The organism is Bifidobacterium thermacidophilum subsp. thermacidophilum DSM 15837 (assembly GCF_000426425.1).
In the GTDB taxonomy this organism is placed as follows: domain Bacteria; phylum Actinomycetota; class Actinomycetes; order Actinomycetales; family Bifidobacteriaceae; genus Bifidobacterium; species Bifidobacterium thermacidophilum.
Map to the genome: position 1 here is coordinate 26,580 of NZ_AUFI01000007.1, position 24,476 is coordinate 51,055.

At 62.0% G+C, this 24,476-nt stretch carries 19 protein-coding genes; 4 read left to right on the forward strand and 15 right to left on the reverse strand.

What is annotated here, in order from left to right; translation table 11 throughout:
• Window positions 1-102 precede the first annotated feature (102 nt).
• The 9 genes from recR to K315_RS0102585 all read right to left on the reverse strand — a co-directional run bounded on the left by recR (window position 103) and on the right by K315_RS0102585 (window position 9,038).
• A complete protein-coding gene (recR, locus tag K315_RS0102545) occupies window positions 103-705 on the reverse strand; it encodes a recombination mediator RecR (protein WP_029576047.1) in 603 nt (200 codons plus the stop codon).
• A 107-nt stretch (window positions 706-812) separates the two neighbouring features.
• Window positions 813-3,728, reverse strand: a complete 2,916-nt coding sequence (gene dnaX, locus K315_RS0102550) for a DNA polymerase III subunit gamma/tau (protein ID WP_029576048.1) — start codon at window positions 3,726-3,728, stop codon at window positions 813-815.
• A 121-nt stretch (window positions 3,729-3,849) separates the two neighbouring features.
• A complete protein-coding gene (locus K315_RS09875) occupies window positions 3,850-4,341 on the reverse strand; it encodes an Rv3654c family TadE-like protein (RefSeq protein WP_338069924.1) in 492 nt (163 codons plus the stop codon).
• Window positions 4,266-4,820: a TadE/TadG family type IV pilus assembly protein gene (locus tag K315_RS09880; RefSeq protein WP_029576050.1), complete on the reverse strand. Its 555-nt coding sequence runs from the start codon at window positions 4,818-4,820 to the stop codon at window positions 4,266-4,268. The genes K315_RS09875 and K315_RS09880 overlap by 76 nt, the downstream gene beginning before the upstream one ends.
• 1 nt (window position 4,821) lies before the next feature.
• The gene (locus tag K315_RS0102565; RefSeq protein ID WP_029576051.1) at window positions 4,822-5,115 is read right to left on the reverse strand and encodes a DUF4244 domain-containing protein; all 294 of its coding nucleotides are present in this window, start codon (window positions 5,113-5,115) and stop codon (window positions 4,822-4,824) included.
• Window positions 5,116-5,396: 281 nt separating this feature from the next.
• Window positions 5,397-5,873, reverse strand: coding sequence for a type II secretion system F family protein (locus K315_RS0102570; protein ID WP_161786029.1), 477 nt, complete (start codon window positions 5,871-5,873; stop codon window positions 5,397-5,399).
• Window positions 5,874-5,988: 115 nt separating this feature from the next.
• Window positions 5,989-6,702, reverse strand: coding sequence for a type II secretion system F family protein (locus K315_RS09885; RefSeq protein ID WP_029576053.1), 714 nt, complete (start codon window positions 6,700-6,702; stop codon window positions 5,989-5,991).
• The gene (locus tag K315_RS0102580; RefSeq protein ID WP_029576054.1) at window positions 6,702-7,751 is read right to left on the reverse strand and encodes a TadA family conjugal transfer-associated ATPase; all 1,050 of its coding nucleotides are present in this window, start codon (window positions 7,749-7,751) and stop codon (window positions 6,702-6,704) included. The genes K315_RS09885 and K315_RS0102580 overlap by 1 nt, the downstream gene beginning before the upstream one ends.
• Before the next feature lie 336 nt (window positions 7,752-8,087).
• Entirely contained in the window at window positions 8,088-9,038 is a 951-nt protein-coding gene (locus K315_RS0102585) for a CpaE/TadZ family protein (protein ID WP_029576055.1), read from the reverse strand.
• Window positions 9,039-10,944: 1,906 nt separating this feature from the next.
• Between K315_RS0102585 and K315_RS0102590 the strand changes: the two genes are divergently transcribed.
• The 4 genes from K315_RS0102590 (at window position 10,945) to upp (ending at window position 16,269) form a co-directional block, all read left to right on the forward strand.
• Window positions 10,945-13,191: an RNA degradosome polyphosphate kinase gene (locus K315_RS0102590; RefSeq protein ID WP_015449746.1), complete on the forward strand. Its 2,247-nt coding sequence runs from the start codon at window positions 10,945-10,947 to the stop codon at window positions 13,189-13,191.
• A gap of 285 nt (window positions 13,192-13,476) precedes the next feature.
• Window positions 13,477-14,565 (forward strand): NUDIX hydrolase, encoded by a 1,089-nt coding sequence (locus K315_RS0102600; RefSeq protein ID WP_033521031.1) that lies wholly within the window; start codon window positions 13,477-13,479, stop codon window positions 14,563-14,565.
• 19 nt (window positions 14,566-14,584) lie between these two features.
• Window positions 14,585-15,307, forward strand: a complete 723-nt coding sequence (locus K315_RS0102605; RefSeq protein ID WP_161786031.1) for a hypothetical protein — start codon at window positions 14,585-14,587, stop codon at window positions 15,305-15,307.
• A gap of 320 nt (window positions 15,308-15,627) precedes the next feature.
• On the forward strand, window positions 15,628-16,269 hold the full coding sequence (gene upp / locus K315_RS0102610) for a uracil phosphoribosyltransferase (RefSeq protein WP_015449741.1): 642 nt from the start codon (window positions 15,628-15,630) through the stop codon (window positions 16,267-16,269).
• 169 nt (window positions 16,270-16,438) lie between these two features.
• Here upp and K315_RS0102615 read toward each other — a convergent pair whose 3' ends face one another.
• From K315_RS0102615 to dnaB, 6 genes are all read right to left on the reverse strand, one after another.
• Window positions 16,439-17,494 carry a glycerophosphodiester phosphodiesterase family protein gene (locus K315_RS0102615; RefSeq protein ID WP_029576058.1) on the reverse strand — a complete coding sequence of 352 codons (1,056 nt, stop codon included), beginning with the start codon at window positions 17,492-17,494 and terminating at the stop codon, window positions 16,439-16,441.
• 180 nt (window positions 17,495-17,674) lie between these two features.
• Window positions 17,675-19,552, reverse strand: coding sequence for an ABC1 kinase family protein (locus K315_RS0102620; RefSeq protein WP_029576059.1), 1,878 nt, complete (start codon window positions 19,550-19,552; stop codon window positions 17,675-17,677).
• Between the two features lie 110 nt (window positions 19,553-19,662).
• Window positions 19,663-19,890, reverse strand: coding sequence for a phasin family protein (locus K315_RS0102625; RefSeq protein ID WP_015449738.1), 228 nt, complete (start codon window positions 19,888-19,890; stop codon window positions 19,663-19,665).
• Between the two features lie 162 nt (window positions 19,891-20,052).
• Window positions 20,053-20,850 carry a type 1 glutamine amidotransferase gene (locus tag K315_RS0102630; RefSeq protein ID WP_029576060.1) on the reverse strand — a complete coding sequence of 266 codons (798 nt, stop codon included), beginning with the start codon at window positions 20,848-20,850 and terminating at the stop codon, window positions 20,053-20,055.
• A 73-nt stretch (window positions 20,851-20,923) separates the two neighbouring features.
• Window positions 20,924-22,516: a Mur ligase family protein gene (locus tag K315_RS0102635; RefSeq protein ID WP_029576061.1), complete on the reverse strand. Its 1,593-nt coding sequence runs from the start codon at window positions 22,514-22,516 to the stop codon at window positions 20,924-20,926.
• A gap of 1 nt (window position 22,517) precedes the next feature.
• Window positions 22,518-23,957 (reverse strand): replicative DNA helicase, encoded by a 1,440-nt coding sequence (gene dnaB, locus K315_RS0102640; RefSeq protein WP_029576062.1) that lies wholly within the window; start codon window positions 23,955-23,957, stop codon window positions 22,518-22,520.
• Between the last annotated feature and the right edge of the window lie 519 nt (window positions 23,958-24,476).

Below are 24,476 nucleotides of genomic sequence, written 5' to 3' on the forward strand. Positions count from 1 at the left end.
GCCCGTATTGTACGCAAGTGAGACGATTATACGAGTCGCACAATCCGGCAGAATAGCCGGTGACCAGCATACGGAACGGCATGATGGCAAGGTTTTTACGCGTTATGCCTCACGTCTGCCGGCGAGTGCCCGGCCGAGGGTGATTTCGTCCGCGTATTCAAGGTCGCTGCCGACGGGCAGGCCGCTGGCGAGCCGGGTGACTTTGATGCCGAGCGGCGCCAGCAGACGGCTGAGGTAGCTGGTGGTCGCCTCCCCCTCGATATTCGGGTCGAGGGCGAGGATAATCTCCTTGATGTCCGGGTTTTGCAGGCGCTCGAGCAGTTTGGGGATGTTGAGGTCCGCCGGGCCGACGTTGGCCATCGGGTTGATGGCGCCGCCGAGCACGTGGTAGAGGCCGTGGTATTCGCGGGTGCGTTCGATGCTCATCACGTCCTTGGGCTCTTCGACCACGCAGATCATAGACTGGTCTCGCCTGGGGTCGGAGCAGATCGGGCAGGGGCTGGTCTCGCACACGTTGCCGCACACGTCGCAGAATCGCACTTTTTCTTTGACGTCGGTGATCGCCTCGACCAGGTTGCGCACCTCGTCGTCGTTGGCGGACAGCAGATAAAAAGCGATGCGTTGTGCGCCTTTGGGGCCGATGCCGGGGAGTTTGGCGAATGCGTCAATCAGGCGTTGGATTGCGCCGTCATATGCCAATGCCATTGTTGGGCTCCTTTTACGATAAATCTGCCGATTGAGCGGGTGCCCCACCAAACCCCGGCGATATACGCCGGTCAGGCGATTGCGGGGTTCTGCATGCTATCCGCCTGTTATTTCTGGGACGAAGCGTCCATGTCGTTGTGACGGTTCGGCGGCTGAAGGTTCTTCGGGTTCTTCGGGTCGTCGGGGGCGAATTGCTCGACCGTTTTCACTTCGAAGAGTTCTTTGAGCTCTTCGACGCTGAGTGCTGTGGCAGTTCCGAGCGATTCGTCGTTAAGCGAGTACTCGTCTTCCTCCGGGGGAACTTGCGGGCCGCCCGACGCACCGGAGTACGGCTGCGGGTTGTGTGCACCGAGGTCGCCCGGCTGCCGGGCCCAAGGGTCGTCCTGAAGCTCCACCGGTTCCGGATAATCCTGTGGTTCCGCGGTCTGTGCTCCTGCTGCCGGCATGGAACCCCATACATCGCCTTCGCCCTGACGCACCGGCGTCCGGGGATTGCCCCGGGTTGCCGAGCCTGATCGTGCGGCGGACGGCGATGCCGGGTTACCCGCGGCAAGTCGTACTGTCGGCGCAGCTTGTCCGGAATGCGTTGCGGATACGTTCGGCACGGCTGGAGCGGTTGAAGCGGCATGTGTCGCAGGCGTGGCCGGCTTCGCCCACGGATCGATGCCATCGCTGATGTCCGGCACCGCCACCTGCTTGCCGTGATGCGGCTGCGCGGTGCTCTGGCCATTCCTGCCGCTCTGGTCGACCAGGTTTGACGGGAATCCGCCACCGACAGACGACACCGAACCGTTGCTTCCTGTCGGTTTATGCACCGGCAATGGCTGCATCCACGGGTCATCCTCGGCGAACGCCGCATCGACGGACGCAATTGGCCCAGAACCCGCCGGAATCATGGAAGGGACAGGTGCGGCGGACGTCATCGCGGGCGGCGTCATCGTAGCCGTCGGTGCTGCAACGGCCGCCGCCTGAACACTCCCCCGCCCTCGGTGACCGGGGTCGTCGGCGTCCTGCGTGTCATCGCCGGACTGCCCCGGAGTCTTCGCCTCCTTGCCAGACGGACCGGCATGGATACCGACAGTCACCGCGGCAAGGGTGGCTGCGCTTTGTTTCGCTTTCGCGAGCGCAATTTCACGTTTGACCTGGCTGACCTGCTCGGGCGACATGCGTCTGATGGATTCGACAGTTTCCCCGTTCGCTGCGGTCGGCGTAGGCGAAATGCGCGCGCCATCGCCGAAGATTTCCTTGACGATGTCCTGCACCACGACAGCCGCTTTCTTGCCGTCATACGCTTCATCTGACGACACTGCAAGCGCGAAGGCGTGCTGGTCGATGGGCTTGGCGAAAGTCATGAGGAGCTTGGATTTCCCGGCGGGACCGGCGATGAGCCGGACGGACGGCACCCGCTGTTGGTCAACGTATTCGCGGATATCCGACGGCAACTTGGTCAGAACGGCCTGCCAACGTTCCTCGACGCTGCGGGCGTCCTGCGGTTCAGGCATGGCGGGTGGGGTCGCGCCGTCAGTGCGCAGGACCTGATTGCTTCCAGCGGTCGGCGGCATTGCGGGTGCACCGGCCTGCTGTGTGGCGGGTGCAGCAGACGCCTGCACGCCGTCGGCTTGCGTACTGGATGTACCGGATGTCTGTGTTTCCGTCGTCCGCACGCCTGTCACAGCATGGTCCGGCAATGGCGCGGCAGGGGCCTGCTGGCGTGCTGCCGCCTGAGTGTCTGCATTGCTTGCCGGTTGCGCGGCAGTGTTGCCTGACGCGGCAGTCTGGGCTTGTCCCTTACGCTTGTTGCGGGTCGAATCGATGAAACCGCTGTGCATCGGAGGATTGCCGGCGCGCTGCTGAACCGGGGCACCGGATTGGGCCGTCATATTCGCCGAAGACGTGGCTGACGGACCGAATACGCTTTCCTCACGGCCTGCCAGCAGGCGGGCGACCAGCAGTTCCAGGCGCATACGGGGCGACGTGGCACCGCTCATCGTGCCGAGCGTGTCGTTAATCGTGTCGGCAATGGATGTCAGCGAGCGCAATCCCAGGGCGGACGCCTGCCGGTGCAAATCGGCGATATCCTCAACTGCCGCATCGTCGCTGAGCACACTTTCGGCACGGTCTCCGCCCAGAGTGAGCACCAGAAGGTCGCGCACACGCGCCAGCAGATCTTCCACGAAACGTCGTGGATCGAATCCGCCGACCACAACCTTCTGCACGACCCCATACAGCTGTTCACCGTTGCGGTCGATAATCGCGTCGATCGCCTCTCCGATCAGAGAATCCGGGGTAAATCCGAGCAGTGCAACCGCCGAATCATGGGAAATGACGCCATGCTCGGAACCCACCATCAGCTGGTCGAGCACCGACAGGGTGTCACGTACGGAGCCGCCGCCCGCGCGCATGGCGAGCTTGAGCACGCCTGGCTCCGGCTTGATCTGCTCTTTCTCACAGATTCCCTCGAGGTACGGGCCCATGATTTCGGGCGGGACCAAGCGGAACGGGTAATGGTGGGTGCGGGAGCGAATCGTGCCGATCACCTTGTCCGGTTCCGTCGTGGCGAAGATGAACATGACATGTTCCGGCGGTTCCTCAACGATTTTGAGCAGCGCGTTGAACCCCTGCTGGGTGACCATATGCGCTTCGTCGAGGATAAAGATCTTGTACCGGTCGCGAGCGGGCGCGAAGCCTGCGCGTTCACGCAGTTCGCGGGCATCATCGACACCGTTGTGGCTTGCGGCGTCGATTTCCACGACATCGATGGATCCCGGGCCTCCTGTGGCGAGATCCTTGCAGCTCGGGCATTCACCGCACGGATGAGACGTGGGGCCTTTCGCGCAGTTGACGCATCGCGCGAGAATACGCGCGGAACTAGTTTTGCCGCAACCGCGCGGCCCGGAGAACAGGTACGCATGGGTGAGCCTGTTCTGGTCAAGCGCCCGGCTGAGCGGTACGGTCACCTGATCCTGTCCGATGACCCCGTCGAACGTATCGGGACGATACCGTCGATACAATGCCAACGCCATGTCCAACTCCTTCATAGGCCGCAAACGTGCCCTACAAGCATACGCGGCGCAGGCTACCGCACCGCGACCACCAGTGTCCCTTTCACCAATCTAGCGTTGCGGCAGAACACGCCACACCGCCTCAGCCACAGGCCACGGGTCCGGCGCGAGAGGTTTTCATAATCACCATGCCGAAACCCTGCCGGTATTCGTAGCGCACGCTCACCGTGACGTCCTCGCCATCAACTGTGCAAGCCGCGACACCAGCCCCATCGGCGCGAACGACACGCCCTGCCACCGCGCATGGGTCGCGATGGCCTTCACTCAACGCCACTGCGGCGGACACCGCAGCATCATCAGCCCACGATCTGACACGATTGCCGGTGATTCTCGCATGGCCGACGCCGGCGGCGGCAAGCGCCGCTACGCATGCGACGGATATGATCATCACCATGAGCACCACCGCCGACCCCTGTTCGCGGGATGGAGAGGATTCGCGGGATTCGCGGGATTCATGGGGCTCATGGGACTCACAGGTTGTATGGCGGCGAACACCGGTCACGAGGACGCTCCGCTCGCAGACCCATGCACCGATGCCGGCAAGACGCTGCTCATCCCGGACACAACCGGGCACTGCGTGTGCACAGTGACCAGTCCCCCATCCTCCGAGATCGTGGCCGTAGCGTCTTTCCCCGCGACCGCGGCAACAGCCGTCGATGCAAGGTTCCGCGCCTGTTCGCCGTGCGCAGGCACCCGGGCGACCACCACTTCGCGAACAGCTGAAGATGCCGCGTCCTGACACGCCATCGACGTGGTCACCACATGCGTCAGCGAAAGCAACATCGCCATGAGCACCGCCGCGACGGGAAGCACCATCGCGAATTCCGCGGTGATGGCACCCCGCTGCCCATTTTGTTCAGGGGCATGAGAACGGCCCCGCGCGGCGCCGGATTCCCCCGGCCACTGTTCCCCCGCCAACCGAGTGGGCCATGCCGCCGACATGCCGAATCCCCCATCGGCATTTCTGCGAGCGCCCGATGCGCCGTTCATCCCCTGCACGGCGCCGTGGCTTCCGGCTGCCCTCATGCGGGGCCGTTCACATGCGTATCCCATTTCAGCCCTTCTTCAACTCCATAGCACCCTTGATCAGAGCGAGCACGAGATTCTTCACGATATCCGATTTGATGACCGCGAACAGCACAGCGGCGAAACCGCAGGCAGCAACGAGAACCATCGCGTATTCCGCGGTCGCCGCACCTTTCTGCGGTTCGACGGCCATCAGGCGGATTTTCGCGTCAATCATGCACGCACGTTCTTTGGCTTTGCGCGCCGCCGTTATCGGAGCGCTCCGCATGGCTGTGATGAATCCTGTTTTCCCTTGCATCAGGGGTTGGTGAATGCCGGTCATGGTTGTTCCTTTCTGATATGGCCCGAGGCTTCGGGCACCGCCTGCCTTGGCGGTATCCCCAGTGTGCCCGACCGGGACCTCTCGAGGGAAGCTCGAACGGGCAATGTGGTCGAAAGACGACTGTTATCCACATCGACTTATCCACATTGACTTATCCACATCCCTGTCCATGTCATCCGTCCATGTCATCCGCACTGATTCCGCCCTGATTCCGGTCGGTTCCAGGCGGGTTCCGTCAAGTCGCCAGGCGAAACGCGCCATCGAAACAACAAACGACCCGCTCAGCCTCCTATCAGCGACATCGCGGTCGGCACCACGCCAATCACAACGAACGCCGGCAGAAAACACAACGCCATCGGCAATAGAATCCGCACCGACAACCCCGCCGCCCCCTGCTCAATGGCATGGCGGGCGTCACGGTCGGCGCGTTGCACTGCCAATTCCAATCCGCGCACCGGGGAAGACCCATGCTCCCACGAATCACGCAAACCCTCACGAATCAGCCGACACACCGAAATGCCGGCATCGTCCCCGATCCGCCACGCATCATCCCACGACGTACCCCGGTACAACCGTCGCGAGACCGTACACAGCGCGTCCCCGGTCAATCCTCCGGTCACCTCGCCCACCGCGTCCAACGCGCATGGAACCGATGCGCCCTTACGCAACGCGACCGCAAGCATCTGCACCACAAGCGCATCGCTCGGGCGTAGCCCCTCATCCGCAAGCCGGCGAGCCGCATCAATCCGGCCAATCATGCACGGTCCCGACCTACGCAGCATCAACAACAATGACACGCAACACGAGGCCAACACCGCAAACGCCACAGCAGCCTGCACACCCATCAACTCCCCTTCCATCCCTGCAGCCCGGTTACGCTTCTTGTAAAGCCGAACGCACCATGGAACGCACCCACACGGCACCAGCCGCATACCCGGACAATCCCAGACACAGGCACGCCACACCGACAGGCGAACCGAGCAGAGTCTGCAACGGATGCGCGCCAAGCAGGGCGCCGAACCCCCAGGTGCCGAACGGCAAAACGAGCAGCAGCTTCACTGTTGCCTTCGGCATCGCACTCGCTTGGGCGACCAGCTGGTCACGGCCCACCGAGCGGCGGAACGAAGCGCCTACCGCTTCCAGGCAGGACCCCAGTTCGCAACCCAAGCGACCGCTCAGCTGCGCGACGGCACACACTTCCGCCGCAATCCGCTCAAGATACGCCGACTCGCCGTCCCGAGCGTGGGCAGCGAGCGCTCGAATCACCGCAAACCGGTCCACGGCGTGCCCCGATAGGCCAGATAATCGGCTGGATTGACCTGACTGATCTGACTGGCCTGACAATTGGCTCGATTGTCCCGATTGCTGCCCGGAAAGTCTGGAAAGCGAGTCCTCCAACGTGCCTCCCGCACGCACCCCGGCAGTCAACATCGCCAGCGCCGCATCCAATCCCGCGGCGGCAGGCTGCTCCACTGCCCGACCATCAGCGGCATCGCGCAACCGCCCTCGGCACGACACGCCATCCCACACCGGCAACATCAGCAACGCCGCACAGCAGATTGCGGCAATCAACGGCCACAGAATCATTATGCTTCCACCACCTTCAGCGAATGGCCCTGCCACGATGTCGCCGCCGACGCAAGCCAGCGTGCCGCGAAATCCTGCCATCCCTCAATCGCGAGCGGCCGGCCGACACCATCCCATGCCAACAACGGCACCCCGACCAAAGCGCCGTGAACCACCGCAAGGGTGCCCACCTGCGCGATATGCCGCCCGACCGACGTACGCTCCACATGGATTACCGCATCAAACGCGTCCTGTGCGAGCATACCCAAAGCCCGAGCGTCAAGACCCGCCAGCAACCCCAACGATATCAACCGTGCAGGCACACGCTCCACGCCATCGGCATGCAAGGTCGTGGCACCGCCACGATGCCCGGAGTTGAACGCACGCAACAAATCAGCGATCTCCTCGCCGCGGCATTCACCCAACACCACACGGTCGGGACGCATCCGTAACGTCGCCTTCACCAGCTCAGGCAAGCCCACCGCCCCAGCGCCCTCGACATTCGCCTCCCGTGCAACCAGCGACACATGATTGCCGCCGGAAACCGCCGCCAATTCGCCAAGCTCGCGGACTTCCTCGACGCTGACGATACGCTCGCCGATTTCGCAACGACCGAGCAACGCCTTGAGCAGCGTGGTTTTCCCAGCGCCTGTGCCGCCGGTGATGAGTATCGTGGCACGGCCGCGGACCAAGCCGTCCAGCAGGGCAAACCATGCCGGCGGGAACATGCCGGAGGCACACAACGATTCCAATGTTGGCGGCAGGCTTCCCGGCAGACGGATCGAAATCGAGGCGCCTTGTGGCACAATCGGCGCGATGACCGCGTGGACGCGGATTCCGTCAGCTGTTGACGCGTCTGCAATCGGACAGGCGTCATCAAGACGACGACCCATCTGTGCGCACAGCCGCACGGCGTAATCGCGAACGACCTGCGGCGAGCGGAACGGCACGGCGATGCGGCACGGAAGCATGCCTGCCCCACGATCGGCCCAGACCCCGCCGTCGCAGGTCACCGCGATATCAGTGACCTGAGTGTCCTGAGCTAGCCATTGCAACGGGCCGAACGCGATGGACAATGCTCTGCGCGGCGCTGCGGGTGCGGGGATTCCCGGGTTTGCTGGGTTTGCTGAGTTTGTTCGACTGGCTGGGCTGGCCGGGCTTGCAACTTTGGCGCTTGCGTTGTTCCGGGGATCATCACGATTCATGCGATGTCCTCGTTGCGACGAATTGAGCCGGCGCGCTTACTGGCGGCGGAGTCAGTGTGGTGGCCTCTGGTGTGGCCGTTGGTGTTGTTGCTGTCAGCGGGGCTGATGTTGGTACTGGCACTGGCTGTGAGACTGGCGCTTGCACTGACACAAACGGCGAGACTGACTCTGACGCTAGCGGCACCGTTGCATTCATCGCAGTCATCGCCGCTCCCCACTCCCCGCCGGCCTTACCGACCCCGCCCGCCTAGCATCAAGCCACGATGCCACAGTGCGCAATGCTTTCGCATTCGCCCGGTTCGGCTTGAGCAAGCCGGTCCCCTCAAGTATCTCCGCACACAACCGCGCATCGGGCTGGATGCTGCACAGCACGTCGATGCCCAAGTATTCCGCCGCCTCATCAACGCCAATCACACCACGGGCGGATGCACGGGCGGTCGGCGGCAGAACCCCGACCAGCGCGATATCATCCTCTGTGACTGTTCCCGAAGCGGTACGATTGGCGAGCATGGCGCGGTGATCGGATGACCGTCGACTGCCCCGGCCGGTCAGTGCCTCGATGCACGCCTGCGCGCGGACCGTGCCGAGAACGGACAATTCAACTAGCAGAATCATCGCGGAGCCTTTGAGCGGCAACGGAATCGCCTCACCAGGCGAATACCCGGCACGCCCCGCATCGACAACCACCATGTCGTATATCTCGGCCAGTGCGCAGACCGTCACAGCGATCTCCCAATCCTGCGGCATCGGGCAAATCCACGGGCGGCTGGACAGCACGTCAACGCCATCCCACGTGGTAAGCCGACGACGCAAGGCAGCGCCGTCCACCTCGCCCAACGGAGCCGTGACGGCATTGAGCAGGACGCCAAGCTCGCTTTCCACGCCAAGCAGGACATCCAATCCGCCGCCGGACAGGTCAGCATCCACCAAGGCGAAGTCCCTGTCGTCGTATAGACCGTGCAGTGTTTGCGCGAGCAGCGCCGCGAAGGTGCTCGTGCCCAATCCGCCGCTCGCCGACAGTACAATCGCCGCATTCGGCGCGCGATACACCGGCGACGGGCATGGAACGCCGAACGAATCAGCCCCGGACCGGTAGGGGACGTTTGCCGCCGCGTTGGGGCGGGCGACCTGCTCAGATTGGTGCGTATTCATGTGTGTTATATGTGTCATATGCGATGTATGTGATGTCATACCATCCAATCGAACACGGTATGGGCGCTCGAGCGCCACTTCAAACCGGGAATGTGGTCGAAAGATGATTCCCGCGGTGTGGCTGGGTTTCTGGCTGGTGTGCGGGCGATTGTCCCTCACGTGATGCCGATGGTTTCGCGCGTCTCAGGGTCACTTGGTATCGCGAATCGGGACGGACCGCAAGTGATAATGCCCCGCCCGTGTTGGCGGGTGGCGGAGTCAGGCTGTGGACGGGAGTGTTTGCAATCATCTGCGGTCCGCACTGGTGGTTTGACGTCGGTATCTTGCGTATTTGCGGTACTTGATGGTGCCTGGCAACGTGTATCTCAACTGACTGTAGTACCTCGCGGATTGCATCTGCGTTATCTGCGTGCGGATAGGTTCGATACCGCGAGTACGACCCGCGGAATTTCAACGACGCTACTTCGGGTCTCGGGCGCCGATGAACACAGGTACGCAAGATACGGTCGGGCAAGTACTACGGATACCGCAGATACCCACTCTGAGCGCATGGTATCGCGGTGTATCAAGACCGCTCCTGAGGGTTATAGGACAAAATGTGTATCCGGTGGCGGGTCAGTCGGAGGTGCCGTGGCATTTGGGGCATCGTGGAGTGTTCATCCCGCCAATCTGGCACATTCGAGCCGCCCGTATGCCTTGCACCGCAACGGGTCCACGCTGATTCCGGACACACATTCTGGCCGCGCTCGAAAGTGACGGCATGAGGACTCGAAACCGCGACACGCCTGGCAGGACAACCCCTCACACCCGATTCCGGACAACTACCCAAACTGGTTACGCTAACGACCCTCCCAGCGTAACCAGTTTGGGAAAAGGACTGCAGCAGGCACACGCACCGCCCAGCCACCGGACCACTGAACGCACACTGGCCTATTGCTTGGGGAATACGATCGAACAAGGCCCCGGACAAACGAGAAGGCCCGCCGAAGCGGGCCTTCCGTACAAGGCTTAATGAGCAGAATCTCTTCACAACACCATCGTTGTAACGGTAAGTCTTTCCAATGCCCGTCCAACGTAACAACCTTTCGTGGCTATACACTACTGTGGGCTTCTGCTCTCTTAAGTTTTCCTTGTACTTGTTATTATGCCCCGATTCTCGCCGACCGCAACTCGATATCGTCGTTTGCGGCGGAATTGTTCATTTATTTGCGCAAGTGTTCGACGGCACATCCAGACGCGGCAATCTTGCGGATTCGTGTGCGCATCGAACCGGTTCGCATGTGCGATTATGTGCGCACCGAAAGACACGCCGGTCGCACCGGTCCGGCAGCCCGTCCCCCAACCAACCATTTCCGCACAAATCAGTACCAGAACACACATTCCACCACGCCATTGATGTCCTTGGAACCCAGCGGCAACAGCGAGGCGCGGGACGGCATGCTCTGCCGACCGCCGAGCTATCCGTCACTCGATTCCTTGCCGACAGATCGGGGATATCGGCAATCTCGCGTATGCGGAGACATACATCGTGCACCGAAACCAAGCGCACTGACGCTCAAACGCACCGGAACCTCCAAGTCATGCATGCCATGACATTCGCAGACCGACAGATATGATCACACAGCGCATTCAAGTCGCCGGATACCACTCAGTCCTGCAATCATCTGTTGTGCCACAGGCCGATACCGACCGCCAAGTCCCAGAACACCCCACACGACACCCCGCCATGCGACCCGCCGGTCGCACCACAACCGGGTACCATCCAGCCAACCAACCCCACCCGCAACCCATCGCACCCCAGCAACCACCGCACCCACCCCACCCGCAACACGCCGAAATGTAAACACCGGCTAAATTTTCCTGACTTTGCCGCGACAACTCCCAGCCAAGCGCCTAGAGTGGTGGTATGGCACAAATTTTTGACGCACCCTCGAAGGCGATTCTGCGCAGCCAGATAGCTGAGCACATCGCCGAGACAGACAAGAACGACAAGCGGGAGACCCAGGAAGGCGAGCAGCCGCTGCCGCCCGATCGGTTCTTCGACCGCGAACTCAGCTGGCTGAAGTTCAACAAGCGCGTCCTCGAGCTCGCCGAGAACGAAGATGTTCCGCTGCTCGAACGCGCCAATTTCGGCGCGATCTTCGCCTCCAACCTCGACGAGTTCTTCATGGTCCGCGTGGCCGGCCTCAAGCGCCGCATCGACACCGGCATCGCTGTCACCTCGCCGAGCGGCCTGAGCCCGCGCCAGCAGTTCCGCGCCATCAGCGAACAGGCCCACCGCCTGCAAGACGAGCACGCGCACTACATCATCGACCATATCCTGCCGGCACTCGCCGATCAGCATATCGTCCTGCTGAGCTGGGACAAGCTCACCACCGCCGAACAGGAGCGCCTGTCACGCTACTACCGCCAGCAGGTGTTCCCCGTGCTCACCCCGCTCGCCGTGGACCCCGCGCACCCGTTCCCCTACATTTCCGGCAACTCGCTGAATCTCGCGGTGCTCGTCGAGAATCCGACCAGCGGCAAGACTCATTTCGCCCGCGTGAAGATTCCGGGCAACCTCAACCGTCTGGTCCCGGTCGATGATCTGACCGATGAGGAGAGCCGCGAGGAACGCTACGGCTTCATCACGATGGAGAACCTAATCATCGCCCATCTGGAATCCCTGTTCCCCGGCATGATTATCAAGGAGGCGCGATCCTTCCGCGTCACCCGAAACGAGGATATCGACGTCGAGGAAGACGACGCCGAAAACCTGCTCAACGCGATGGAGAAAGAACTGCTGCGCCGCCGCTTTGGACCTCCGATCCGCCTCGAGATCTCCGACGCGACAAGCCCGTTCCTCTCCCAGTTGCTCGCCGACCAGCTGCGCGTCAGCGCCGACGAGGTCTACCGTCTTCCCACCCCGCTGGACATGACGGTTCTGTTCGAGCTGCAGGCCATCGACCGCCCGGATCTCAAGTACCGCCCGTTCATCCCGATCACCAACCGGCAGATTGCGGAAGTCGAATCCAGCCATGCGCAGGACATTTTCGCCGCCATCCGCGAGCGCGACATCCTGCTGCACCATCCCTACGATTCCTTCTCGACTTCCGTGCAGGCGTTCCTCGCCCAGGCGGCCGCCGACCCGAAGGTGCTCGCCATCAAGCAAACGCTGTACCGCACGTCCAGCAATTCGCCGATCATCGATGCGCTGATTGACGCTGCGCACGCCGGCAAGCAGGTCCTTGCGCTCGTCGAGATCAAGGCGCGGTTCGATGAGGACGCGAACATTATGTGGGCCCGCAAGCTCGAACGCGCGGGCGTGCACGTGGTCTACGGCATCGTTGGGCTCAAGACGCACTGCAAGCTCTCGCTCGTGGTCCGTCAGGAAGCCGATGGCCTGCGCCGCTACTGCCACGTGGGCACCGGTAATTACAACCCGAAGACCGCCCGTCTGTACACCGACCTCGGCCTGCTGACCTGCGACCCGGTGGTCGGCCAGGATCTGACCCGCCTGTTCAATCAGCTGTCCGGTTACGCGCCGAAGTCCAGCTTCCACCGTCTTCTGGTCGCCCCGCGTACCGTACGCACCGGCCTGATCCAGCGCATCCGCCGCGAGGAGGACGCCGCCCGCGCCGGCAAGGAGGCATGGATCAAGATCAAGGTCAACTCGATCGTCGATGAGAAGACCATCGACGCGCTGTACCGCGCAAGCCAGGCGGGTGTGAAGATTGATATCGTCGAGCGCGGCATTTGCGCGCTCAAGCCCGGCGTTCCCGGCCTGAGCGAGAACATCCGCGTGCGTTCGATCCTTGGCCGCTTCCTCGAGCACAGCCGCATCTACGCCTTCGCAAACTCCGACGGCCCGCAGATCGGCGAAGGCCCGATTTCCGGCCCTGAGGTGTGGATCGGCTCCGCCGACCTCATGCATCGCAACCTCGACCGTCGTGTGGAGGCGCTTGTACGCATCACCGCGCCGGAGCAGGTGGAGGAGCTCATCCATTACGTCGATTTGCAGATGGCCGACTCCACCATTTCGTGGCATATGCAGCCGGACGGCGCTTATGTGCTGCATTCGCGCGATGAGGAAGGCCGGCCGCTGGTCGATTGTCAGGAATACCTGATTCACAAGCATCAGCGCAAGCCGGGAACCAACACGCTCGCTCACTGAGCCCACCCGGCGTAAAACCGCAGGAAATCAGGAAACGGGATGCGAGGGATTCGCCGCGTACGACACCCTTGCGATTGCCACGACGATGATGGCGACCGACTGCAACCGCTCGGCCGCCATCATTCATGTCCGGGCCCTGTTCGCGCGGGTTTCGCCGTCACGACCGCATCAGTAGCTGCATCAGCAGCCGCTTTCGCAGTCGTATCCGCGCCGCGCGCAAACAACCCGTGCGAATCCAAGCGTTCACGAACGGTATCGTTGATAGTCAAGGGGAAAGGAATCAGTATGCCAAGAATCGTCGAAGCCGCGGGAGGTATCATCTACCGCCCGCAACAAGCCGCATCGGGCGTGATGAAGTTCTCCGATGACGGAAGGCTGCCCGTCGGGTCGAATCCCGCATCAGCGCTCGACGCCATCGAAGTATGCGTCGTACATCGGCCAAAATACGATGACTGGAGCTGGCCGAAAGGCAAACTGGAGAACAACGAAACCCACCGGCACGCGGCGGTACGCGAAATGGGCGAGGAATCCGGCGTCGCCGTGGAATTGGGGGCGCTGATCGGGGACATCGAGTACCCGCTGGCGGATGAGGGCCGACGCAAGCGTCGCGTGAAAAACAAAACCGTCGACCAGAAACATGTCGTGTTTTGGATGGCGACGCCAATCACTGAAGAAGCCGAAAAGCGCCGTCACACAGCGCTTGGCCCGGTCCTGCCTTCGGACAAGGACGAAATCGACACGGTGGTGTGGGTGCCGGTATCCCGCGCGCGCAAACTGCTGACCCATATCCTCGACCGCACGATTCTCGACAAGTTCGTGGCTCTAGTCAAAGCCGGCGCAGCGCAAAGCCGCACGTTGCTGATCGTCAGGCACGGCAAAGCAGAGGCGCGCAAACAGTGGAAAGGGCTGGATGGCGACCGCCCGATCACCCCGCGTGGAGCCGCGGCTGCATTCGCGTTGAACCGCGAGCTGGCGTGCTACAGCCCTGACCGTCTGGTCAGCTCACCGTGGCTGAGATGCATGCAGACCATCGAGATTTTCTCCTGGCAGACCGGCCTGACCGTTGACACGGCGGACGAGCTGACCGAGGATGCGTTCGCCGAGAACCCTGATGCGGCATGGCAGCGGTTCCGTAAGGAAATCGACCGAATGCTGGACACCGGCATGGACACAGCCATCTGTATGCACCGCCCGGTCATCGGCGGCATGTTCACTCATCTGCGCGGGATGTGCGCGTCCGAGGCTTTGGCGAAACGGCTCATCGCGAAATCGCCGTATATGCCCACCGGCAACGCGATTGCCTTGGCTATCATCGAAACGGGCGACGGCCCGAAAATCATCGATATTCAGAAAGTGAGCCCACTTGTCTACTGACTCCTCCAGTTCCGGATCAATCCAATCCAGCAGATCGGGGTTCCTCGCTTCACTGTCAGGCTCGGCGCGGCCAGCCCGTCCGGCGCAGCTCGACCCGGCGATTTTGGACCATCTGGGGGGCGGTCTCGACCCGGAGGTCATCAGCGAGATGAGCCACGCTTCGGCGGCGGCGCTGCTTGACCGCGTGCACCACACCGAAGATCCGCAGATTGTGCGGCGTGTCATCACGCTTGTGGACACAGAAGGCGTGGATATCATAGCGCAGCTGTGGAGCAATGCGGAGCCAGATTCCCTGCCAGGTATTCTGTGGCGCCTGTATCTGCTGCGCACATGGATGCAACGCAATCGTGAGCAGATAGCGCGATTGTGGCGGCTCGGCGAACCGGTGGCAACCACGGCTTCCGCCATTGTGGGGGTCGATGAGACGCCGGATGCCGAGGATATCGTCCGGACCGCGGATTCCATTCTGTCAGGTGCGTTCACCGGTGATTTCGCTGTGGCGTTGGGCCGGGCGAGCGCGTTCACCGATGTCATCGCCAATGGGTTGCGTGTTCAAGCGCACCGGATCACCGCGGCGCAGAAGGATGCAGCGGCACACAGCGGGACGCAAGGAGCACAAGAGGCGTCGCACGACGCGCAGACCCGCGCCGCACGGCTCATGCACACCGCGGCGAATCTGCTGACCACGTCGCGCGACTTCCATGAGGGCGCGCACCTGTGGCGTCGAGGGCGGTTGGAGTAGCACAACGATTCAGCCTGTGCGGCGGAACCTGCATCTGCACGAATGCGCACGAATGCGCACGCCACGCCGTGACAGAAAACCTCCGGATACCGATATACTGGGCTGTGCGCCGAGCCGTGCTTAAGCCCCGGGCTCCATTTGTTGCCGCTGCGAGCGGCGTTTGCGCCGACAGGCGCTTTCACGGTCCGGCGCATTTCTTTCGTTTTCCCTTCTTTGCGGCGGCCGCCGAATAGCGCGTCACCTCAGGTCCGCATCGTCGTCATTCGCCACGCCGTCGGACCGGCTCGCCCGATCACGCAGATGGCGGTAATCTGGGAAGCATGGAATTGCATGTACTCAACCACCCGCTGGTGGAACACAAGCTCACTGTGCTGCGTGACAAAAACACGCCGTCCAGCACCTTCCGCGAACTCATCTCCGAACTCGTCATGCTCGAAGCCTACGAAGCGACGCGCAACCTTGACGTGGTCGACAAGCCCATCGAAACCCCGGTCGCCCCGATGATTGGCAAGCACATCGCCGAACCGCGCCCGATTATCGTACCGGTACTGCGCGCAGGCCTCGGCATGCTCGACGGCATGACCAAGATGATTCCGTCCGCAGAAGTCGGCTTCCTCGGCATGAAGCGCGACGAAGACAATCCGACCAAGCAGATTACCTACGCAAACCGCCTGCCGGAAGATCTGACCGGACGCCAGTGCTTCCTGATCGACCCGATGCTCGCCACCGGCGGCACGCTGGTCGCTGCAACCCACTATCTGGCCGAACGCGGAGCCAAGGACATCACCGCGATCAACATCATCGCGGCGCCCGAAGGCCTGAAGTTTGTGCAGGAGCAGATCGACCCGAGCATCGCGTTCAAGGTCGTCGTCTGCGCTGTCGACGAGAAGCTCAACGACAAGGCATATATCGTGCCGGGTCTCGGCGATGCCGGCGACCGTCTGTACGGCGTCATCGACTAGACAGTGTAGTGGCACAACCGCTCACGAAACCTAAGAAAGCCGGGAATCCTCGCTATTGCAAGGGTTTCCGGCTTCTCGTTTCCTGCGGTCCATTCCGACTGCGGTCCATTCGGGCCTGGGGTCATTCCAGCCGGGGACATTCCGGCCGGCAGCGATGATGAATCGGCGATTACGCCTTGTCGGACGCGCGTTCGGGGACGAAGGCCTCAAAGATGTGGCGGTCGAACCACCGGTCGCTGATTTTCAGCTCCGCGCGGCTGCGAACCGTCCACGACACGGCGGTCGCGCCCATCGCGCGGGTGGCGCGCATCTGCGGAAGGTCGCCGCCTTGCCAGTCATAGGCCACAAAATCAGGACGACTCATCCAATCGAAACCGAGCAGGCCAGCGAGCCAGCCCTTCCAGTCGGACTGACCCGGCTGCGGCGGCTCGGCAAGCTGACCGCGGCACACCTCCGGACGGTGCTTCCGATACCATTGCACCGCCGCCGGGTTGAAGGACTCAATCACATACTGGCCGTCATAGCGGCGCAGCAACTCGTCCCCACGCTGCATCAGGGCTTCGTCGCGCTCGCCCCACAGGGAGTTGTCGTCGAACTTGTACTCCACGATCAGCGGTACGCGGCCGTTGACCACGCGCAGAACATCCGCGAACAGCGGGACATGCTGGTAGTAGCCGTCCGGCGCGGTTTGCGGAGTGGACGGCTGCCCACCGGCAAAATCAATCCGCTCTGCGGCGGCGTCACCGGGGGCCGCGGGGGCTGGGAACAGCGGGATCCTCGTCAATTCGTCATAGGTGAGGTCTTCGATTCTGCGCGGGTCGCCAGCCACACGCAGCAGGTCTCCGTCATGCACGACCACGACCTGGCCATCACGGGTCAGCTGCAAATCAAGCTCGATACCATACCCAGCCTCGCACGCCGCCGCAAACGAAGCCAAGGAATTCTCGGGCGCGATCGGACCTTCGACCACTGGCGAGCCGTACCCCGCCTGCATGGCCATGCGGCGCGCCAACGCCACGTATTCGCCGCTTTCCGCAGCGTACTGCTCCGTCAGGCCCGAACCGGCATCGTGCAGTCCGCGATGCGCGTACCACACGTGTGGCACGACTGGCACGAAATTGTTGCGCTTGTCGTTGAATGAGCGAGGCGCGATGGCCCATGCCGCAGCTCCGGCCGCGGCGGCGGCGCCGAACAGCAGATGCGTGAGTTGCTTATTACCGGACATGTTTCCTCCTCGTGGACATGCTTATTCGAGCCTACCGTACCGGCCGAACCAATATCGAGGAATCCGGTGAACGCAGCGTAACCATCCGACAAACCGTGAGAAACCCCGCCGCCGATCGCCCGCCTAGCGTAGACAGTTTGGGGATGCCACGGGGTGGCGATGCCTGGCGGGCGGCTCGATTCAGTGCTTCTTTTTGCGGCCTTTGAAATAGATGTCGAACACAATCCATACCGACAAGATGAACGCGATGACATACCCCATGAACCCGACCACGGGGATACCGAAGATAATCGGCTTCATGCCGGCGTAATACACAATCGACGAGCCGATGAACAGCCCGACCACAATCAGCGCCATCGTCAAACGATTGACCATATCGCTCAGCAGCTTGAACGGCTCATCGAATCCGACGAGCTGCATATTGGCACGCAATTGGCCGCGAGTGAGCATCCGCGAGGCGGTTTTCATCTCGGCGAGCGTCTGCAACGCACCGTGCAAGGCCTTATGCCCCTCGATACCGAGCGTCTGGACCTCATTCTCGATTTCGGCGAGGTTTGTCTTGCTGTTGGCGATGTGCTGGGAGATGATCTCGATCATATTGACATCCGGAATGAACTCGTCCAGCAGCCCTTCCAGCGTCACCAACGCCCGACCGACCGTGGTCACCGAACTTGGCACCTCGATGCCGTGCCGTTGGGCGAGCTGGGTGAGTGACGTGATGAAACTGGCGATATCCAGCTCATCGAGGTCAACCGTGCCGTATTCTTCGACGATCAAATCAAGATCCGCAAGCAATTCCGGGTAGTTGTCCACCGCGGCGCCCGTCGTCGCGAACCGCAGCAACCCGTCGGCAAGCGCCGGTGAATCCTGCTTGGCGACAGCGAAAATCATATCCTTCATCACCGTGCGGGTCTTTTTGTTGAGCCTGCCGGTCATACCCAAGTCGATCAGGATGATCTTGCCGCCGGAGATGATGATATTGCCCGGATGCGGGTCGGCATGGAAGAACCCTTCGTCCAGCACCTGGGTCGCGTAATTATCGACAAGTTTGGTGCCGATTTCCTTCAGATCGTAGCCTTTGGCGACAAGCGCGCCCGGATGCGACAGCGAGATGCCGTCGATATAATCCATGACGACCACGTGTTCGGTGCACAGGTCCATATATGGTTTCGGGCAGTCCATATAGGCGAATCGCGAGCAGAACCGCTTGAATTCCTGCAAGTTGCGTGCCTCGACCAGAAAGTCCGTCTCCGATTCGAAGGTATCCCACAGTTCTTCGACGACGCCTTGGAAGTCGACGACCTGCGCGTTGTGCATGATTTTCGTGGCGCTCCTGGCGATGGTGCGCATGATGGACACGTCTTGCGCCATGGTTTCACGCACGCCCGGACGCTGGACTTTGACGGCCACATCCTGCCCGGTCACGAGGGTCGCGCGATGCACTTGCGCGAGTGAAGCCGAGCCGAGCGGAGTCGAGTCAATCGATTTGAAAATATCTTTGACCGGTTTGCCGTACTCGTGGGACAGGGTGTCCAGCACGGTCTGGTAGGGCATCGGGTCGGCGTTGGCCCGCAGTTTGGCGAGTTCGTCGCAGAAAGATTGCGGCAGAATCTCCGAACGCATGGACAGGATCTGCCCGACTTTGACGAAGGTGGGGCCGAGCGCCTCGAACATGAGACGCATTTTGACCGGCGTGAGTCCGTGGATTGCGTCGAACTGGTTGGCGATCCGGATGATCTGGTCGAGACGCTTGAGTTTGCCGCGCCGGGTGAGATGGTATTTTTCGGAGAAATCGTTCTTCCGGCCGCTGAACAGGCCTATTTTTTCGCCGGCGTATGTGGGCGCGGCGCCCGAGGCCTCCTGCTGGGGACCATCGTGCGCGAGCGGCGTATTGTCAGGCGAGGCGTCACCAGAAGCAGCAGCGCCGGAAGCGGCCGCATCGTCACTCCGGAATGACGCGCCCTGCGTTTCCGTGTGCTCTTCCGGCTCAGGCGCTACCGGCCCGCCGGATTCCTGCTTCGCGACATCGCGCGATGCCTCGTGTTGATCGTCTGCCATATCAGCCATATGCTACTGCCTGACGCCGGGCATGCCACATGCCGCCATCGGCCCTGCCGCATGTCATAGCACGCGACGAAGGCGGACGGCGGCATGGCAACCGACCGGAGTCAGTCCTTCTTCTCGTCGGAAGCGGGCTTGGTTTCCTCGGCCTTCGCTTCCTCAGCCTTGTGCTTGAGCTCGGCGTTCAGCGCCTTGCCCTGTTCAACGGTAATCTCGCCCTTCTTCACGAGATCATCCACGATTTCCTGGCTCTTTTCGACCGTAGTCGCCAGAGCGCCGACACCTGCGAGGAACACCTTGTGCAGCAGGCCGTCGTTGAAGTTGAAGTCAGCCATCATTACCTCCTTGTATCAAGTCCTTGTACGTCCAACATTACCCCACGAAGGTCACGGGCGGGAGGTATGACACTCCCATTCGCGCGTCGCGTAGGCAAAATCCGGCCTGGAATGACGACGACAGGCGCTTCCGCCTTCCATCTGCCAATCCCCGTCTGTCGTTTATCTGGGCCGGGATGCGGCCACAACCCGAGCATGCTGCGCGAAATCGTCGATTCTGCGCAGCTCGGCGGACTGCTGCTCGTCCTGCTGAGGAGAAAACGCGCCATACCGCCGTTCGGCGGCGATTCGAATCAAACCGTCCGCCAAACGAGGGTTCTTCGGCAGAACCGACCCGTGCATGTATGTGCCGATCACGTTGCCGAACCGCGCGCCCTCGGTGTGGTCGGTGCCGTTGTTGCCGGTGCCGTCGGCATCCACGCGGCCCAGAGGCTTGGTGCCGCCGGTCAGGAAGGTCTGCCCGGAATGGTTTTCGTAGCCGATGATGTCGCCAAATTCCTCGCTGTGCTCGACCAGATTGCCGATCATGCGGTGTTCGCGGCCCACGGTGTACGCACCGAGGATGCCAATGCCGTCAAGCCTGGTGCCGTCCACGGTTTCGAAATACTCTCCGAACAGCTGGTACAGGCCGCAGATCATGAGCATCGGCACGCCGTCCGCGGCGAGCGCACGCAGGGTGTCCGCGCGGGCGAACAGGTCTTCGGTGATTTTCTTCTGCCCGTTGTCCTGTCCGCCGCCGCCGAGAATCAGGTCCACATGTTCCGGCCACGGGTCGCCCTGGTTGTATTCGTGGAGAACCGGGTCGTAGCCGTACAGCGACAGCCGGCGCATGACGGTGAGCACGTTGCCCCAATCGCCGTAGATGTTCATATCCTTCGGGTACAGGGACACGACGTCAATGCGACGGCCCGGACGCGTGTCGGCCTCGGTATCCGCAAGGTTCCGGGTTGCTTCGTTCATTGCTGGCATGACAAGCTCCTTCATATTTCGCTGATTGCGTCCATGCATGATGGCGATGGCGTCGTTGGCGCGGTCATCTGCCGACGCCCGCGTCCGCGACATCGGTGATATGCGAGAGTTTCGCGCGCGTGCGCAGCATCGCCGTGTAGGTGCAATAGATGCGTTTCGGCGTGGTCGGGTCGGCGGCGACGAAATCGGCGACCGCCTGTTCGAGGTCGGTATCGACATGGCTGACCGGCACCTGGTCGTATTCGAGGCGCAGGGCCATATCCCAGGCGCGCGTGCCGGACACCGCCGCTACTCCAGTGCCTCGCAGGCCGGTGAAATCAACATCCCACAGCCAGCTCATATCGCGGCCGTCGGCGTATTCGTCGTTGATGATGATCATCGTGTCGTGCCCGACGGGCGGGAACGAGGCAAGCGACAGGCGGAAGCCCATCGGATTCTTGACCAGCAGTAGCTCGACGGGCGTGCCGCCGACGCTGATGGTCTCGCCGCGGCCGAACGCAGGGGTCACGCGGGACAGCGATGCGATCAGATCGTCATCCGAAGCGACGCCTTGCGGGGTGTCGGCGGTGACCGCGCGCACGACCGTCGCGGCAGCGGCTGCGTTGAACAGGTTGTAGACGCCTTCGAGTTTCACGGATGTGGCGATGTCGTGATCGGCGATCCGGTACGTGGCTTCGTGGTCGCCTACGTGAGTGAGAGTCACGTCGGCATTGAGGCGGTCGGGGTTGTAAGTGGCGGAAGAGGTGGCGGTGGCGGTAGCCGTGCTGCTGCCGGCGCCTGTGGGCTGTGCCCCCGCGGCTTGTACGGCGGCGGCCTGCACTTCAGCAGTTTGTACCTCAGCGGCCTGCATATCGGTGTTGTGCATGTCGTCGTCAGACGGGAAATAGCTGCGCAACGCCTGGGACAGACCGAAATAGCGCACCTGCACGCCCGGCTGTACCTCGCCGGCAAGCCGAGCGATACGCGGATCCTCGCGGTTGAGCACCACGGTCCCGGTGGTCACACGCGCCACGTGGGCGAGCAGGCGGGCCGTGTTGTCGATTTCGCCAAAGCGGTCAAGCTGATCGCGCATCACGTTGAGCAGCAGCGCGTAGCGGGGGCGGACCTGCCGGACGAAATGCACAGCGTACGCTTCGTCAAGCTCCAGCACCGCGATATCCGCGTGCAGATGCCCGAAGGCGCTCACTTGAGTAAGCAGCGAGGAAACCACGCCGCGCGTGAAATTCGAACCCGTCGGGTTCGTGAACACGCGCAACCCCATGTCGGAGAGCATGGAGGCGACCATGCGGGTCGTGGTGGTCTTGCCGTTCGTGCCGGACACCAGCACCACCCCGTAGGGTAGCGAGCTCAAGGTGCGGGCGAGGAAGCCCGGATCGATGCGCTCGACCACCTTGCCGGGCAGCGCGCTGCCGCCATGATGCAGCAGACGGGACGCGTGCCGGACGACCCGGCCGATTGTCGGTGTCGCGAACGCGTACCACGGACGCTTCGGCGCGGGCGTCGATTCGGCAGTGGAAGCAGGCCGGTCGGTCACGGTCTGCTGTTGGACGGGCTGTTGCTGACCGGACCGTTGCTGACCGGACTGGGCGGTCGCAGGTTGGGCGGTCGCGTCGGAATCCTGCCGATCTCCCGATACCGGGGAAAGCTGTTGCGCCATGTCATACCTCCTGCTGTTGCTGGTAATCCTGCGGCATGTCCTTGAACTTCGACGTAGCGCCAAGGAAGGCAAGATGGAACGTTTCTGTCGGGCCGTTACGATGCTTCGCCATGATGATATCGGCCTCGCCGGGGCGATCCTCTTTATCGTAGAAGTCCGGGCGATGCACGAGGAACACCACGTCGGCGTCCTGCTCAATCGAACCGGATTCACGCAGATCGGACAGCTGCGGCTTGCGGTCGTTACGCATTTCCGGGCCGCGGTTCAGCTGGCTCAGCGCGACGACCGGCACCTCAAGCTCCTTGGCGAGCAGCTTCAAGGCGCGGGAGAATTCGGAAACCTCCTGCTGACGGCTTTCCACCTGCTTGCCGGAACTCATGAGCTGCAGGTAATCGATCACCACGAGTTTCAGGTCGTTCGTTTGCTTGAGTCGGCGGCATTTCGCGCGGATTTCCATCAGGCTCATATTCGGGCTGTCGTCGATAAACAGGGGCGCGTCCTGCATCTTGTTCCAGAAATTATTCAGCCTGTTCCACCGTTCCGGCGTGATGTCATCCGCTCGACGCAACGCGACCAGCGGAATGTTCGTCTCGGCGGAGATGATACGCTGCGCGAGTTCCACGCGGCTCATCTCAAGGGAGAAGATGATAGTCGTCATATTGTGGTGTAGCGAGGCGGAACGTGCGAAATCAACGCCGAGCGTGGACTTGCCCATGGCCGGGCGGCCGGCGACGACAATCATCTGGCCCGGCTGCAGGCCCTGCGTCACGTCATCGATATCGCGAAAACCGGTCGGCACACCACGCTCGACCTCGCCGTTCTGCAGTTTGTCGAGCTGGTCGAGCGCATCATGGATCACCGGGCCGATGGCCGAATAATCCTGACGAACCTTGCCGACGCTCATCTCATAGACCTCGGCCTGGGCCATATTCACGACATCCTCGGCCTGCGAACCTTCCGCCGAATAGCCGAGCTGCGCGATTTTCGTGCCCGCTGCGATCACATTGCGCAAAATCGCGCGCTGATGCACGATTTCGGCGTAATACGTGGCGTTTGCGGCGGTCGGGACGGAGGCGACCAGGCTGTGGAGGTAATCGGCGCCGCCGACCTTTTCTAGGTCCCCGTTCTTCATCAGCTCATTCGCGACGAGCACGGCGTCGACCGGCTGCGAGGCTGAGAACAAGTCGATAATCGCCTGATAGATCGTCTGGTGCTTCGGCTGATAGAAATCAGACACGCTGATCATCTGCGAGACTTCGCCGATGGCGTCTTTGCTCATGAGCATGCCGCCAAGCACGGCCATCTCCGCGTCATCGTCATGCGGGGGCACGCGGTCGAACACCGCGTCGCGGACCGGAGTGCCCGTCTCACCCTTCACATAGCCGGTGTTTTGCGATTGCCGACCGGTGCGGGTATTTTCCCAAGGATTTCCTTCAGCCATACCCTTGAGTATAGGGGGCGTTGAGTATCGGCGGCCAAGTGTTTGCCGTGGTGAAAACCGCGCGATGCGAAGCCGATTGCCGGTGCGATGCCTCCAGTTTCCCGCGCGCGCCCGCGTGTCATCGGCGGGTGGGGCGGGGAGCGAGGAGATGGTTGCGTGTACGCCAATGTGCGAGCCAATCCTCACACGATGACGGTTCTGGCAGCCCGATGGCCGCTTCCTGCCATCCCGGGTGGCCGTTGTGCGAGCCAATCCTCACGCAATGACGGTGTCATCAGCCCGATTGGTCATTCTCAAGTCGGTGAAGGGTGAGTGTGCGAGCCAATCCTCACGCACAACCGGTGTGTGGATGTTCAAGACTGCGCATTCACTTTCGGTTCGTCGTGCCGGTATGTGGTTCGCGCACCGTTTACCTGTGCGACACGCGGATGCCACGAAATGTGGATAGAAAATCGAGTTATCCACATTGTGGGGATAACCGTGTGGATAACGTATGTGATTATCCACATATTGGGGATA

What these genes read in the sequence shown, in the direction of transcription:
- recR (WP_029576047.1), bottom strand. Translation starts at nt 705, where the DNA reads ATGGCATTGGCATATGACGGCGCAATCCAACGCCTGATTGACGCATTC.
- dnaX (WP_029576048.1), bottom strand. Translation starts at nt 3,728, where the DNA reads ATGGCGTTGGCATTGTATCGACGGTATCGTCCCGATACGTTCGACGGG.
- K315_RS09880 (WP_029576050.1), bottom strand. Translation starts at nt 4,820, where the DNA reads ATGGGATACGCATGTGAACGGCCCCGCATGAGGGCAGCCGGAAGCCAC.
- K315_RS0102565 (WP_029576051.1), bottom strand. Translation starts at nt 5,115, where the DNA reads ATGACCGGCATTCACCAACCCCTGATGCAAGGGAAAACAGGATTCATC.
- K315_RS0102570 (WP_161786029.1), bottom strand. Translation starts at nt 5,873, where the DNA reads ATGATTGGCCGGATTGATGCGGCTCGCCGGCTTGCGGATGAGGGGCTA.
- K315_RS09885 (WP_029576053.1), bottom strand. Translation starts at nt 6,702, where the DNA reads ATGATTCTGTGGCCGTTGATTGCCGCAATCTGCTGTGCGGCGTTGCTG.
- K315_RS0102585 (WP_029576055.1), bottom strand. Translation starts at nt 9,038, where the DNA reads ATGAATACGCACCAATCTGAGCAGGTCGCCCGCCCCAACGCGGCGGCA.
- K315_RS0102590 (WP_015449746.1), top strand. Translation starts at nt 10,945, where the DNA reads ATGGCACAAATTTTTGACGCACCCTCGAAGGCGATTCTGCGCAGCCAG.
- K315_RS0102600 (WP_033521031.1), top strand. Translation starts at nt 13,477, where the DNA reads ATGCCAAGAATCGTCGAAGCCGCGGGAGGTATCATCTACCGCCCGCAA.
- upp (WP_015449741.1), top strand. Translation starts at nt 15,628, where the DNA reads ATGGAATTGCATGTACTCAACCACCCGCTGGTGGAACACAAGCTCACT.
- K315_RS0102615 (WP_029576058.1), bottom strand. Translation starts at nt 17,494, where the DNA reads ATGTCCGGTAATAAGCAACTCACGCATCTGCTGTTCGGCGCCGCCGCC.
- K315_RS0102620 (WP_029576059.1), bottom strand. Translation starts at nt 19,552, where the DNA reads ATGGCAGACGATCAACACGAGGCATCGCGCGATGTCGCGAAGCAGGAA.
- K315_RS0102625 (WP_015449738.1), bottom strand. Translation starts at nt 19,890, where the DNA reads ATGGCTGACTTCAACTTCAACGACGGCCTGCTGCACAAGGTGTTCCTC.
- K315_RS0102630 (WP_029576060.1), bottom strand. Translation starts at nt 20,850, where the DNA reads ATGAACGAAGCAACCCGGAACCTTGCGGATACCGAGGCCGACACGCGT.
- K315_RS0102635 (WP_029576061.1), bottom strand. Translation starts at nt 22,516, where the DNA reads ATGGCGCAACAGCTTTCCCCGGTATCGGGAGATCGGCAGGATTCCGAC.
- dnaB (WP_029576062.1), bottom strand. Translation starts at nt 23,957, where the DNA reads ATGGCTGAAGGAAATCCTTGGGAAAATACCCGCACCGGTCGGCAATCG.